The organism is Bacteroides sp. OF03-11BH (assembly GCF_003604005.1).
GTDB lineage: Bacteria > Bacteroidota > Bacteroidia > Bacteroidales > Bacteroidaceae > Bacteroides > Bacteroides ovatus.
The window spans coordinates 21,111-36,820 of the sequence record NZ_QTMW01000016.1 but is presented as its reverse complement, the minus strand read 5'-3'; the positions used below and the strand labels follow the sequence as shown (position 1 = coordinate 36,820).

At 43.3% G+C, this 15,710-nt stretch carries 11 protein-coding genes; all 11 read right to left on the bottom strand.

Annotated elements, in window-relative coordinates:
• Window positions 1–111: 111 nt before the first annotated feature.
• A complete protein-coding gene (locus DXA54_RS13645; RefSeq protein ID WP_004324101.1) occupies window positions 112–951 on the bottom strand; it encodes an SGNH/GDSL hydrolase family protein in 840 nt (279 codons plus the stop codon).
• A gap of 27 nt (window positions 952–978) precedes the next feature.
• On the bottom strand, window positions 979–2,169 hold the full coding sequence (locus tag DXA54_RS13640) for an AGE family epimerase/isomerase (RefSeq protein WP_004324102.1): 1,191 nt from the start codon (window positions 2,167–2,169) through the stop codon (window positions 979–981).
• A gap of 13 nt (window positions 2,170–2,182) precedes the next feature.
• On the bottom strand, window positions 2,183–3,466 hold the full coding sequence (locus DXA54_RS13635; protein WP_008646893.1) for an acetylxylan esterase: 1,284 nt from the start codon (window positions 3,464–3,466) through the stop codon (window positions 2,183–2,185).
• A gap of 7 nt (window positions 3,467–3,473) precedes the next feature.
• The gene (locus DXA54_RS13630) at window positions 3,474–4,841 is read right to left on the bottom strand and encodes an MFS transporter (protein WP_004324106.1); all 1,368 of its coding nucleotides are present in this window, start codon (window positions 4,839–4,841) and stop codon (window positions 3,474–3,476) included.
• Complete coding sequence (locus tag DXA54_RS13625; protein WP_008646894.1) at window positions 4,838–6,016, bottom strand: glycosidase; 1,179 nt, start codon at window positions 6,014–6,016, stop codon at window positions 4,838–4,840. The genes DXA54_RS13630 and DXA54_RS13625 overlap by 4 nt, the downstream gene beginning before the upstream one ends.
• A gap of 18 nt (window positions 6,017–6,034) precedes the next feature.
• Window positions 6,035–7,129 carry a glycoside hydrolase family 26 protein gene (locus tag DXA54_RS13620; RefSeq protein WP_008646895.1) on the bottom strand — a complete coding sequence of 365 codons (1,095 nt, stop codon included), beginning with the start codon at window positions 7,127–7,129 and terminating at the stop codon, window positions 6,035–6,037.
• An 11-nt stretch (window positions 7,130–7,140) separates the two neighbouring features.
• Entirely contained in the window at window positions 7,141–8,340 is a 1,200-nt protein-coding gene (locus tag DXA54_RS13615; RefSeq protein ID WP_032852435.1) for a glycosyl hydrolase, read from the bottom strand.
• A 239-nt stretch (window positions 8,341–8,579) separates the two neighbouring features.
• The gene (locus tag DXA54_RS13605) at window positions 8,580–9,395 is read right to left on the bottom strand and encodes an alpha/beta hydrolase (protein ID WP_008646899.1); all 816 of its coding nucleotides are present in this window, start codon (window positions 9,393–9,395) and stop codon (window positions 8,580–8,582) included.
• Between the two features lie 41 nt (window positions 9,396–9,436).
• Window positions 9,437–10,618 carry a glycan-binding surface protein gene (locus tag DXA54_RS13600; RefSeq protein ID WP_229036687.1) on the bottom strand — a complete coding sequence of 394 codons (1,182 nt, stop codon included), beginning with the start codon at window positions 10,616–10,618 and terminating at the stop codon, window positions 9,437–9,439.
• A gap of 24 nt (window positions 10,619–10,642) precedes the next feature.
• Window positions 10,643–12,439, bottom strand: a complete 1,797-nt coding sequence (locus tag DXA54_RS13595; RefSeq protein WP_004324117.1) for a RagB/SusD family nutrient uptake outer membrane protein — start codon at window positions 12,437–12,439, stop codon at window positions 10,643–10,645.
• 23 nt (window positions 12,440–12,462) lie between these two features.
• Window positions 12,463–15,708, bottom strand: a complete 3,246-nt coding sequence (locus DXA54_RS13590; RefSeq protein WP_083792330.1) for a SusC/RagA family TonB-linked outer membrane protein — start codon at window positions 15,706–15,708, stop codon at window positions 12,463–12,465.
• Window positions 15,709–15,710 lie beyond the last annotated feature (2 nt).

The following is a 15,710-nucleotide window of genomic DNA, read 5'->3' as shown; positions in this document are numbered from 1 at the left end:
TTTCAGTTTGAATGACAGATAAACACTCAATATAATACAGGATACCTTTATTAAAGTAGTCTACATTATTTATTCATGGAGACAGGGTAGCAAGCAAGACCAGCAAATCCCCTACAGAAGAGATTTTGAGCACAAAACTACCGTTAAATAATCCTGTATTTTCTTTGCAATATATTGCCCCATTAATTGTTGCCCTTCTACATCTGGATGTAATCCGTCTTTCAAATAACGCCCACGTTCTTCCCAAACTTCATCTTCCGCTTTAATACCACATTCAGAATAACAATCAATCACTGGAACAGAAAAAGCATTGCATATTTCCCGCAAAACTGCTATTTTTTTCAAGTTCAGGTCATTATGAGACACACTTCCCGACTGAATTGGCGTACAGAGAAATACCCGACACTCCGGAAAACGCTCAATTATAGTCTGAATACACCAGCGAGCTCCCCCTGCCATAGTAGTAAGATCCACTTTATCCAATATTTTCTCTTTCAAAGCGTCAGACGCCCTTCCTATTTTAGTATCATTTGTACCCATAGAAAAAACAAATATATCCGGTACCGGAAAACTACCGTTTTCTACTTCTGATATAAACTTCTGAATATGTACTTTTGCCACATTATTGTGTCTTTTCTGTATTTCCACTTTATCATCTGTAGATTTCCACCCACCGGAAATACCGACAAAGTCCTTACTGCCATATTCTTGCGTATCAATATAACATGCCCATTTTGCCGATCCTACCGCAACATTATGATGAGTGGCAAAACCAAGTATATCAACAACCGTTTTTGACCACTGATTACCCGCAGTAATACTATTCCCGTCACAACCGAAATGCATCTTACTGAAATCCACCTTCACCTGTGTCTGCACTACCGCTTCCTGTGCCTGATGGTCTGCCGAACATCCGGTAAAAAGCAAAACGATTAAAATCCATTTCTTCATCTTAATACTCCTTTCTTTATTATTCACCTAAAACCGCTCCATTATCTCCATACACATTCTCCCATTATGGTAAGGACATTTCCAAAAACCCGCCTTATCTTCTGCACGATTCACTGTTCCGTCTGCACGTATTCCCCAAAACCATTCTCCATTGTCGTTATCAACCAGATGTCTTTTCACAAATTCCCAACATCGTACTGCCCTCAACAGTGACAAACGGTCATCAAAATGCTGGTAAAGGTTTACATATCCAACAATCGCTTCCGCTTGTACCCACCAATGCCGTTCGGCATCTATAGAACCACAACTCCTATTCATTTCATAAATCATACCCGCACCTGGAAGAAGCCCCTCGGAAGCCGCTTCCGCTATCTCTATCACAAGCGGTTCTATCCGGGTTATCAATCGTTTATCACCGATAAGCAAGGCAGCCTCATGCAGCAGCCATGACGCTTCTACATCATGCCCATACGAAACCATGTCATGTCTACTATTCCAGTCATCATCAAAAAACAACCGTAAATGCCCGGTTTCAATATCCAGTATCCGGTCGGTAAAGAGCTCTATAAGATTACGCAACTGACATTCCAGATACTCATTATTCCAAACACGAAAAAGATTTGTATAAGGCTCTAGAATATGTAAATGCGTATTCATCGTTTTCCGCTCATTTTCATCCTTCTCACTCAAACGCATATCCTCTATTTCATTCCATTCACGGGTCAACGCCTCACAATAACCGTTCTTAATCCGATCAAAGCTATGTTCTTCAATGTCATAAAACAGACGTATAGCATATTCAAGCGCTTCTGCGTCTCCCGTAGCCCGGTGATATTCACTCAATCCATAGATAGCGAAACCTAATGCATAAATTTGTTTTTTAGTATCCAAAGGAGAACCGTCTTCACAAACTGACCAAAATACCCCTCCATATTCGTGATCATAGAAATGAGTTATCAATTCCTGTTTGGCACGGGTTGCCATTTTCAGATATTCATCCTTATGCAACAAACGGTAAGCCGATGAGAAAGTCCACAAAATTCTTGCATTCAGAACAACGCCCTTAGAAGCTCCGGGAACACGTTCTCCTGTGCCGGAAATTCGTCCATAAAAACCGCCATACTCCGAATCTACCATATGATTCATCCAAAACGGAAGAATATTGCCCGTTAGCATACACTGCATTTCTTCCTTTAATTTTCTAACTGTCGTTTCCATATCATCTGCCAATTTATAAACCTAGTTGACGACAAAGCCATTTATTCCACTCATCGGATTGCTCCTGATATAGATAATGTCCCGTCTCTAAATAAGGATGCAACTCCTTTTTAGCTGTAATAATATTGTAAGCTGCATACATAGAGGTAGGCGGACATACTTCGTCATTATATCCCCAACTGAACCAACCCGGTGCAGTAATAAGCCGTGCAAAATTTGCCACATCATAATACGCTGCTGTGGTAATCCGCTCTTTTGACGGTTGAGGAAAATAATAGAAGTAATGAGGCCATCCTCCGGCAGTCTTCTTTAAATGTGCCTGATGGTCACACATCGCAGGATGGATAGCCGCATAAAAGGTAATCCGTTTGTCCAATGCCGCCGTTACAACAGAAAGTGCTCCCCCCTGACTGGAACCTGTCACTCCCATATTTTTTCCGTCATATTCCGGTAAAGAAGCTATAAAATCGACCGCACGAAGAGCACCTGCGAAAACACGCTTATAATAACTCTTATCCCGGCTATTATCATTTTGATAAGGATACCCGTTAAGCGCTCCTTTCGACAATACGTCATATATCATCTGCGACATTGTCACAGGAATCCCGTGAATGCCTATTTCCAACGTAATCACTCCCTTGGAAGCCATATGGACATCTCCCGAATAAGGACGCACTCCGGCACCGGGCACGCGAAGTAACGCCGGATACTTACCCGGCTTTTTGGGCATACAAAGAATGCCGAACGTTCTCGAACCGTTACAAATATTCTGGAAACTGACATGAAAGACATCTACCTTATCCGTACAACGCTCAGGAATAAGCTCCATAGTAGGAAGCAAAGGAATCTGTCGGGCTTCCTTCAAAACAGTATCCCAAAATTGACGGAAATCTGCAGGCAGTGATGTATGCGGCCTCAACTCTTCAGGTGCGTAAGCCACAGTAGCCAATCCTTCATATACATGCCCGTCAACAGATGCACGCACTTTACAGCGCAAAAAACCGGGAACATCCATACACCCCGTTACACTTGTCTTTCCGTCTTTCAATAAAACCCCTTTCTTCTTTTCCACCGGATACCATTCCGGCCCCAACTCATAGTCTATTACCACTCCGGGCAAAAGGTTTTGTGCCTTATATACCTGAATTGTAAACGAACATTCTTCCTTCAACTGATATTTCCAGTCTGTATGGTCGGGAGATACGACTACAGTAATTTCCGTTCCACGGATTTGTGCGGAAAGAAAAGTTACACAACAACAGAATACCAGGCTAATAATCCATCTATGTATTTTCATAATCTTATTACTTTCTTTTATCATTCAATTGGTTAGTGATTTTTCTCATTTCTTTCTCGGAAAGCGGATAAAGGCTGATAAAGATGACACTCAGCACCGTACCCATAGCCGGTAGCCAACTTAGGAACATCCTTATTCCATGAATAGCTTCCTCGCCCTGCACCGCGTTGGCCTCAAAACCGTAAAAAGCCAACAACCAGCCCGTAACGGCGCTTCCGATAGCCCAGCCAAATTTCTGACTCATGGAAGAAGAAGAGAAGATAAGCCCCGTAGCACGGTTACCCGTTTTAAGTTCCGAATAATCAGCACAGTCTGCATACATCGACCATAAAAGCGGGAAGATACTACCCGCACAAATACTTATCAACACCTGAAAAATAAACATCAACATCAACTGCTCTTTATCAAACCAGTAGAAAATTACTGAAAGTACCGTCGCTATCGACATCGCCCACATATATGTCTTTTTTTTGCCGATACGATTGCTCAATGGAGCTGCCAACACCACTCCGACAATATTGGCGGCTTGCCCGACAGCCAAATAAAGCCCGCTCAATACAAAGGAAATTCCAAATAAAGAAATGGAAGCATATTCTTCTTCTACAACATAATACTTAAAATAATAAACCGTTGCCCCGTCACGAATAGAATTAAAGACCAATGCAGCTACACCGGCTCCCAACAGAATCCACCAGGGACGGTTATGAAGCAAATCCTGCAAGTCACTTTTTAAGGAATTCTGCTGCTTTTTAATAGGTTTTACCCGTTCAGTAGTCCATGCAAAGCAACCATAAAACAGCAACGCACACAACACCGCAATTACAATGACGCTCATCATCCAACCATGCTGCTCGTCGTGTCCCATACTGAACCGATTCACCATCGGCATGAACAAAAGTAATGCTATAAAACTTCCGATGTAAGCGAAAGTCATACGATACGTAGAAAGCATGTTCCGGTCTTTCGATTCCGGACTCATCACTCCCAACAACGAAGCATAAGGCACATTGATAGCTGAATACACCATCATCATTAACGAATATGTAAAATACGCATATATTACTTTCCCCCCATCACTGAAATCAGGAGTTGTAAAAGTCAGCACACCGATCACAGCGAACGGAATAGCCAGATACAACAGATAAGGACGAAACTTTCCCCACCGCGATTGCGTCCGGTCGGCAATAATCCCGATTATAGGGTCGAACGCCGAGTCCCAAACACGAGTGATGAGAAACATCGTGCCCACCACTGCTGCAGGCATGCCAAACACATCCGTATAAAATATCATCAAATAGGAGCCAAACAATTTCCAGAACATGGACGAAGCCATATCACCGAAACCATAGCCTATCTTTTCCCTAATCCCTATCATAAAGTATGCATCAGTTTCAGATTCTTATCAATCTGTTTCTTCAGCGTCTCCACTGAAGTAGAAGTAAAAAGACCGTCCGCAGGCGTATTCATACAATAATCGACCAACCGATCTATTGTAGAAGTCGCCACATGCATACGGGTGTCAGAAGAAGCATAGTAAATAAAAACCGTACCATCTTCATCAGCTATCCAGCCATTGGTAAACAATACATTAGAGACATCTCCGATACGCTCTTCTCCTTCCGGCGCCATAAAGAAGCCCGCAGGAGAAGCAATCACTTTCGCCGGATCTTCCAAGGAAGTCATATACATATACAGCACATAACGCAAACCGGCTGCACACCCACGTACACCGTGCGCCAAGTGCAACCATCCCTTCGATGTCTTAATAGGATGAGGGCCTTCACCATTTTTCACCTCTTTAATTGTATGGTAATAACGCCGGTCGATTATCGTCTCTTCCTTTACTTCCGCACAAGTAATATCATCTACCAAGGCCCAACCGATACCACCGCCACTTCCGGCATCTATAAAACCGTCTTGCGGACGGGTATACAACGCATACTTTCCATCCACAAATTCAGGATGAAGAACCACATTCCGTTGCTGGCTTCTTGTTTTCAAATCCGGCAAACGCTCCCAAGTCTTCAAATCCTTGGTGCGGGCAATAGCTGCCGTAGCGGTAGCCGAGGAAAGATCTCCCACAGGTGCCGTATCATCATGACGTTCAGCACAGAAAATACCATAAATCCATCCGTCTTCATGAGCCGTCAAGCGCATATCATAAATATTTGTCGCAGGAATAATGTCCTCAGGCATAGTCACGGGATAATCCCAAAAACGGAAATTATCTATGCCGTCAGGACTTTCAGCCACTGCGAAGAAAGATTTACGATCCGCTCCTTCAACACGCACCACCAGCAAATATTTACCATTCCATTTGATAGCTCCCGAATTTAACGTAGCATTCATGCCGATACGTTCCATCAAGAAAGGATTTGTCTTTTCGTCCAAGTCATAGCGCCAAAACACAGGAGTATGGGCAGCAGTCAGAACAGGATATTGATAACGTGTGAAAATTCCATTTCCACCTTCAACAGGTATATTCTTACGAGTTACCAGTTTCTCGTAATCATCAAATAAGTCGCGAATTTTTTCTTTAAATGCTTTCATCTATTTAGTATTTTAATTTCATTTCAAATCAGACACAAAAATGGTTTTAGGATGCTTATAAAACTCCACAAAATCAAGTGCAGATATTTGTCCCGGATACGGGGCATAATAATGCGCTTCCTTTTCGCGGGCATTTCGCCAGACCAATACATAGCTGACAGGATATTTGTCCACTATAGGAAACAAGGTTTCCGTCCACCAGGTGGAATCCGGGATAGCTTCATATCCAGTCTCCGTCACTGCAACCGGTTTTTTATGCAACCTTCCGACCTCCGTAAGAATCGTCAATGACTTCTCCATAGTATCCACATATTTTTCACGCTCAAACTGATAAGTGTCAAACCCGAACAAGTCTACCATGCCATCACCCGGATAGCGTTCCAGATATTCATTCACATTATCGGGCTCACTACCCGGAGAATAAGCATATAGCAAATGATTCACTCCCTTTTCCTGTAGATAATCATAAGTCATTCTCCACAACAACTTATATTCTTCGGCAGAACAAAGATTTTGTCCCCACCAAAACCAGCTCCCCGTATGTTCATGCCAGGGACGGAAAATCACCGGTATTTTAACTCCTTCCTTCGTGACAAGCGAATTCATAAAATCTGCTACCCTATCCAGCCATCCAAGAAACTTCCCATGATTCTCTCCTCCGGGAAGGACGGAAGCAACTGCCGTTGAATCACTCACATCCCAAGACGCTTCTCCCGTCACAGGGTTATCCACATGCCAGCTAAGAGAACAAACACCTCCCCTGTCATAGTGTGCTATAATCTCTGTGCGTATCCGTTCGAAAAGTACATCATCCAGGTTCTTCTCTCCTCCCCTTTCAATACGCCCCAGGTCAAAAGCCATCACTGCCGGATAATCGCCACACACACTTTTGACATCACTACGGTTCTCGTCTCCATCCCACCGGATGCCATATACCGGATCATCCTGATGACCAAACATGAATCCTTTCTCCGGCAAACGGATTAGTTTGTCCAACAATGCCTCCGTCTCCACAGTCTTCGAAGCAGACTGTTGCTCTCTTGCCACACATCCGCCCATTCCTAAAGCAAGCAGGAAAATGCCTGCCATAACTAGTTTATTCTTCATCTTCAAGCTATTAAGTATTATTTAAAAGAGGGTAATTGATCGCGGGTGATTACATAATCCTGTGACATTGCATCCACCCACCAATCCTTATCTGCATACCTGTGAGATGTTGCAGTAAAAGCTTCCGAATCCAATTCTTTCGTACGGCTGTAATCATACCACGGCATAAAGTATGTCCATTTTGCCCCTGCCTCCCACTGGGCGGATATCCGGGCAAGATGATACACTTTCCCGCTTTGTTCGCCATTTCCACATTCGCTCAATGCCACCAGCTTACCCGGACAAGAAGCAGTTATCGTACCGTACTGCCTGAAACAGTATTCCCCAGTAGTGTACTCATCCTTTGCAGGATACATATCACGCCCCACCATATCGACGTATTCATCCCCCGGATAAAACTCGCTATCCTTAGTTTGTGTAGTCCATACCCAAATCAGATTGTTGATTCCTTCTTTCTTAAAATAATTGAAAATATAAATCCATAGTTTCTTGTACGCTTCCGCCCCGTCATTTCCCCACCAAAACCAGGCTTTTCCATTCTTATAATTATAGATATTACCGGCAGCCTCATGCAAAGGACGCCATATTACAGGAATTCTCTTATCGCGAAGCAACTTCAAATAGCCCGCCAGCTTCTTCAAATCGGCCTTGACGACTTCGTTTTCCCAAGTGCCCTCCTTTGTAGCGTTAGCAGCACTGAAAACAGTCGTCGTCCTTTTTCCCGTACCCGGATCTACAGAACCGTCCCCCGGAGTATAGTGCCGTTCGGCACTTCCTTGGACACATGGCACTCTCCAATGCCAGCCCGCACCCACAAGCCCGTTCTTGTTCCACCAGTCTTCCACTATTTTCGTTTTCGAATAATCAATCCACGAACAAGGGGAATACTCCAAAGAGATATAGTCAAAAAAAGCAATAGCCGGATACTTGCCTGTATGCTGATATACCCATTCCGCCTCATTGACATTCCAACTCGGGCATGCCATTGTTCCGGACAGTGTTTTCTTATTCCTGTTCTCCCTTAAGAAATCATATACTTTCACCGCTTGCTCCGAAGCACCGGAAGTACAAAGGACAGGTGTAATAACAGGTTCCTCTCCTTTGCCCGAATGCCCGGCAAATTCTTCTCCCGACGAACATGCCATAAGTACGAACGCAGTCCCTGTCAGGAACACTCGGGATTTCACTATACCAATGGTCGGTCTACTTTTTTTCATTGTAATATTTTTAAGTTTAATGTAGGTAATAAAGAATTATCTTTCCGAAAGCAAAAGTAGAGATGTGCACATGAAATATGGCTCCCAAATGGTTTTCACACTATCCTATTTGTCACATGATACATTTGGAACAGTATTCAGATACATTCGGGGAAAAAAGAATCCCTGACAAAATAAACATTGCCAGGGATTTCGTCAAGCAGTTCCGTTCTAACTAACGGATGCCGTCTTATTTTGAATTATTTTTCAGGCTCTCCTAATATCCTCTTTACATGCTGCTTCAAGATATAGAATGCCGGATCGCCCATGGGGCCATGGCCATGACCACCGATTTCATAAAGGTATGTTTCTTTGTGCCCGACCAATTTCATCATCCGCCACATATACGCATTCTCTTCATAACGTCCGAAAAGTTCCAATTCCCGGTCGCCTGTAATGAGAACCAAAGGCGGAGCATCCTTGCGAACATGAAACAAAGGAGCAAATTCATCAACAGTAGGCTGAAGATTATCTATGCCATTCATCTTCCGATAAGAAAAATGACTAATCACCTGCCCGCTGAAAGGTATCAATCCGGCAATAGAATCAGCATCTATATCATATTTTTTCAACCATCTTTTATCCAGACCGACCATAGCCGTCAGATAGCCGCCTGCAGAATGGCCGGATATAAATATCTTATTCTTATCACCCCCATATTTTTCCACTTCCCGGAAAGCCCACGCAACAGAAGCAGCGGCATCATCCAGACATTCGGAAATAGCCACCTTCGGAAGTAGGCGATAATTTACGGCAATAACCACCATTCCATTTTTCTTCAGCCTGCCCGGTATTGATTTATTGCCTTGGGTAAGTCCCCCGCCATGAAACCAAACTACCACAGGACATCCGGTCTTATTTTCCGGATAATAAACATCCAGCTTGCAACGCTCCGTTGCATAAGGGTCTTTTGAAGAACTATATGACAAATCCTTTACAGTACGATACGTAATATCCTGGGCATAAAGGACGCCACACATCAAAAGACTCAATAAAAAACAAATTCTTTTTATCATTCTACTTCTATTTATCAGTTAAGTGCAAACTCACTATCGAATTACTGTCCTATCTTCTTTTCAATACGGATATTGGCAAAACTATGGTCTACATTCCATTCTACATTAGGTTGCATTGCCAAAGTTAAAGCTATTTTTCCGGAAACCAATCCGGCAGTAGCTACATTTTCAAGTTCCAGAGTTACAGTATACCATTCTCCAAATGTATTCATATTCTCATCTAATGAATATTTCCACTGGTAATTACCGCCATTCAGCTTAATCAGATAACCGCCTGTCTTCGACGTAATGTCATAGAACGGATAATCCGAAGCCGAATTAACTTCAAATTTGAACAGGTAGTCAGAAGGATTAGCGGCAACTTCCTCATCTAATATAATACTGCCGGAAGGCAATCCTGTATAACTCCAAGCCTTATAAGTGCCTTTTACCCGGAAAAAAGAACCGGCCAAAGCTACAGGGTCTCCTGTATTGGAACCATCGGTTATAAAATCCTTACCGCCCCAAATACCATAATCCGAAGGATTAGCCAAGTCCCAAACAAGATTGTCCGTTTGCCGATAAGGTAATTGATAAGAGCAATGTCCTTCTGTACCATTCCATTCCACTACAATCATCGAGTTATCCGGAATATCCCCCGGAAGTTTGGCAGTAATCACCTGGTCTGTCACGCTTTCTATCTCCAGTTCCGTATCGCCAAACTTGATGACAGATGACGAATTCTTGCCAAATCCATATAATTCAAAATATTTGCCCTTTATCTGTAAGGACGTGCCGGGCAAAGCAAATTCATTATACAGACCGTTTATTTCCATCACAGGGACATCCAGTTTGAATTCACAAGTCGTATTCCCCCGCTCTGTTTCATAATATAATTTGTTCGTGATTTCTTCAGGCATATCCCCCGGTAAAGGGAAACACGCCTTTTTTGACGTCGCATACACTTCCGACAAATCCACTTCCATATTATTGAAAGTAATTTTCGTCACATTGCTCAAGTTCTCCCCGACCAACACAATCATTTCACCAAATCCCCCTTTGGTCAGCGGAACCTGTAAATCCGTATCATCCGGAGAATAGATGCCCTGCACATCGGGTGCTCCAAATGAGTTCATGCCATCATCATAACCATCATTATAAGTTACAACATCCTGACAAGAGAACAGAGTTGCCAACAACACTGTCCCTATCAATATTCTATTCAAAGTCTTCATATTATTCATAAATTATTGGGTTGAACATACGGCTTAGTTCCAGCCCGGATTATTTTTATCAATAGCCATATTGGTAGAAACTTCCAACGATGGCAACGGATACAGCAGGTGACGGAATTCACGACGTTTGTTAATACTTCCCTCGTCATAAGGAGTACGCGTACCATCTTCATTGATTCCACCCAAAGAATTCATTACGTCCAAATATATTCCCCAACGGAGCAAATCCCAACGACGGTCACCTTCATAAGCCAGTTCCTTTGCACGTTCCTCAAAAATGACCGAACGTAACTCCACTTTCGTTTCAATAGCACCGTCTCCGGTTACAGAAGCCTCTTTGGCATTCGAACGGATACGAATATCATTCAAAGCATCAATCGCATCCTGTGAAATCCCGTCATTCAATTCGCATTGTGCCTCTGCGTAAATCAATACAATATCAGCATAACGCAAGAATGGCCAATAAGCATCCGTACGGCCAATCGTGGGGTCTGTCACATCGGCATATTTAGTTGTAAAGGCGAGGCAATTAGATGATATGCTGTTCGTATAGGTGAGTCCGTCATTGAATGGCGCTACAGGTTCCTGCACTTTCACGTCGTCCATATTCTTACCGGTAGCCATCAACTTATATTCCGGGGTTCCCGGATAATAATATCCCCTGCCATTCTTCACCTGACTGTCATACTGGAAGCGATGCTTGACTCCTTTCGTTATACGGTAATCCTCGTTATCAAACAAGCAATACCAATGAAAACGATTGCCTACCCAAGGGCCTTTCTGCAATACCCCTCCGGCATCCTGCATGCCGCAGTACCATTGATGTACTCCGTTACCATACTCTTCGTCAGCACTCCTTGTCCGTACGGAAAACATATGTTCACTTTCATCAAAACCGCTTTTCTTCCACAATTCATCAAAAGACAACAGTCTGTAAGTCCCATAACTCACATCAGGATTCCTCCCCATTATAATACCTGCATAATACGCCGCTTTCTCATAACAGTCTTTCCAGTTAAGCGATTCATAACCTGCCACCTGTGTCTTCTCGAATGTATTCGAAACCGGATTAGTCAATATTTTCGTTCCTGCATTATAACTATAGGAAGGACCGGACTTCACAATCATCTTTTCTCCTGCCGGAAGCGCACCCGCCCCCATAGTGGCATACACTTTTGCCAGCAGGCCAATCGCAGTGCCCGCAGCGACATGTCCCTTTTGATATTCGGCATCCGTATTTTTATACATCATACCGGCTGCCTGCTCTAACAAACGTATAATCTCCGCATACACATCAGGAATAGGACGACGAGGCTGGTTATAGCTGGCTCCTTCACTGATAGCGACATCAAACAACGGAATTTCACCATATGCACGGGTCAGCAAGAAATAAGAGAATGCTTTCTGAAAATAAAGTTCTCCCAACGCATTCCGTTTTACTTTCTCATCCGCACCGGTTATTTCATTTACATAATGTATGGCTACGTTTGCCCGATGAATCAAATTATAACAACCCGTCCAAATAGAAGTCGCATACTCGTCCGCCTGAAAGTTTCCCGCTCCCAAATTACTGAAAGCCCAGTCCGGCCCGGTTATATAATCGGAATCAAGTTCCAGGCAACGTGGAAAACTACTATAACGGAACATATTGTTTCCCCATTTACTATATACTCCGGTCAGCCATAAATCTACAGCCGCATTATCATTGCCCAACTGGTCGGGACCGACAAAAGCATAAGGTTCCTCCTTCAAAAAGTCACTGCAAGAAGCCAGTCCCAGACTGCCCGTTGCCCAAAGACTTAAAACAACATACAATTTATATAATTTCATAATTCTATATCTTAATGGTCAGTTTAAAAATCGACTTTTAGTCCTAATGAGAATGTACGGCTGCTCGGATAAGAATATATATCCACACCACGCCGGGAAGTATCAGAACCGAAGGCGTTTACTTCAGGGTCAAACCAACTATATCCGGTAATGGTAAACAAGTTGGTAGCATTTCCATAAATATTGATAGAACTGATACCTTTAAACTTAGGTCTCCATGTATAACCGATACTAAGATTCTTCAACTTCAAATAAGAGCCGTCTTCCACGTAGCGATTTGAAATTAACATAGTCCGTTCATAACTATTCACCGCTTTAGGCCATTTGGCAGAAGCCCTATTTGCTTCTGTCCAACGAGTATTATAAGCATCTACAGGAATATTAGCCGTATTGCCCATCTTTACTTCCATCAGGTTACCATTAAAAATATCATTTCCCTGGCTTCCTTGCAGGAAAAAACTCAAAGTGAAATTCTTCCACCGGAAATTATTGGTTATACCATATACATAGTCAGGGTTCGTATCACCAATCACTACCCTGTCTGCATTCGTTATGGCAGGGTCATCGTCAAAATTCCGGTACTTTATTTCTCCTATCATACTCTTTCCTTTCGCACGGACACTTGGATCCGGGGAAGCCATGACTTCAGCCAGATTATTATAGAAACCATCTTCTACGTACCCGAAAATTGTTCCGATAGGATAGCCGTTACGCTGCAAGAATACATCATCCGCTTTATACCATAGTCTTGCGGAAAACTGGTCAGAATCAAGTCCGCCAACTTTATTTTTATTGAAAGATATATTGGCGTCGATGTCCCACTTCAAAGGAGTATTCCGCAATATATAGAATTTCCCGGAAATCTCCAGCCCTTCATTCGTCACATATCCCCTGTTCACCATCATACTTGAGAAACCGGTGCTGGAAGGTATTTTCACCTCCTGCAGCAAGTCGCGTGTTTTCTTATAATAATAATCAACAGTCAGGTTGACGCGATTATTAAAGAAGCCTATATCCAATCCGGCATTATACTGGGCAGTTGTCTCCCAATGCAAATCTTCCGCTACGGGACCACGCCATTCCACTTCTGCGAAACCGCTGCTGATAGCACCACCACTAAAAGGATAATTAGCAGGATTCAACATGGGCAAAGTCCGATAACTTCCAATCCCCTGATTACCCGTCTCACCATAGCTGAGACGCAACTTCAAATTACTGAAAATATTCAGGTTCTTAATAAATTTCTCTTCCGACAAACGCCATGCTACAGCTCCCGAAAGGAAGTTTGCCCATTTATTGTTTTCCGTGAATTTACTGGAACCGTCAACACGATAAGATGCCGTAAAGATGTATTTATCCATCAACGTATAATTGATACGCCCCAAAAATGAAGCCAATGACGAATCCGTACGGTCGCTCTTCAATTTGCCGGGAAGTGTACCCAGGCTCATATCATATTCCTGAGTCAAATCACTGGGGAATCCCGTAGCCGACATCGATTTACTTCCATAGTCCCTCTTCTCGACAGTAAAACCGCCCACGGCATTAACGGAGTGGATTTTCTTGAATGTCTTATCGAAAGTAAACAAGGACTCGGCAGTAATTCCCATACTCCAGTTAGTAGACTGTCCTGCCTTACCGTTTATATTATTAGCTTCGGAACCTTCTGATGTCCTGCGGCCATAATACGTGCCGCGTTCCCTGTTTGTATAGTTAATACCCAAGTTCTGACGGAATTTCAAAAACGGGAACAGCTTTATTTCTAAATAAGAAGAAGTAAATACATTATTGGACTTCAGGTTATCCTTTGCCGAGTTAATATAAGCATAAGGGTTGGATGCCAGCCAGCTCAATTCGTCCGAGTTCAGTGTCTCGTCGTCACTCGGGTCATAAGTAGTCGGAAACACAAGCGCGGAACGGATAACTCCATAATCATTAGAGTTCGTCCGGGAAAAGTCGGTGTCCGTATGAGAAAAGCTGATATTCACTCCCATATCAAGCCAACTCTTAATCTTGCGCCCCATATTGGCACGAATCGAATAACGTGTAAAACCAGATTCCTTGATAATACCCTGTTGTTTCAGATAGTTGCCCGAGAACGAGTGCCAGCTACCGTTTCTGGAGCCACCGGACACACTGATATTATATTCTTGCGAGAAACCGTCCTGATAAATCAAATCCTGCCAATCGGCCACACCGACTTTCGTTGCATTGCCGTACTCATCCGTGTAAATGCCCGGATTCAGAAAATCTTCCGGTGCAGGATTGTACTTACCTTGAGACTTGTCGGAATTGCTATACGACCACTTTCCCGGATAAGGCAAAGAAGTGTATGCTTTTCCATGATACTTATAACTATTCTCTACTTGCTCATTCCTGTATAGCGCATATTGATAAGCATCCAATACATCTACGCGGTTAGCAATCCGGGAAAAAGAGAAATTAGCAGTAAACCTCACCTTATCCGCCCCCGGTTCTCCACGCCTGGTCGTAATCAATACAACACCGTTCGCACCACGTGAACCATAGATAGCCGTAGCCGACGCATCCTTCAAGACTTCAATTGACTGTATATCATGCGGATTGATAAATGCCAGAGGATTGGACTCATTATTTCCGGAATTGGCATCGCTGCTTGGTGTCCCCCCCGCGTCATAAGGTACGCCATCTACAATATACAAAGGCTGTGAATCCGTAGAAAAAGAGTTCGTACCACGAATCTGTATACTGATACCACCACCGGGAGCACCGTCACTTTGATTCACTACCACACCAGCTATTTTTCCCGCAAGTCCCTGGCTCAAATCCGCCGGATTTCCCCTCATCAAGTCATCCCCTTTGATTTGTGACACAGCGCCGGATAAGTCCCTCTTTTTCATCGTACCATAACCCACTACCACGACCTCATCCAATAATTCCGCGTCATCCGACAGCTCCACCTTTATTTGGGACTGCCCACTTTTCAAAGTTATTTCTTTCGATTTATAGCCGACAAAAGTAACGGACAATACAGCCTTTTCCGGCACACCGTTCAACGTAAACCGACCGTCTACATCGGTTATCGTACCTTTGGACGTACCTTTCACCACTACATTGGCGCCAATGACCGCCTCACCATTCTTATCGACAACCGTACCCTTAATTGTCCTACTCTGCTGTACAGCTTCATACTCCTCCGGTGCGATAGCCCGTACGTTCACTATTCCTCCGAATAACAACGCCAGACAAGCCCCTGTTATCAACATATTCTTATGAAAATTCTTTTTCATAT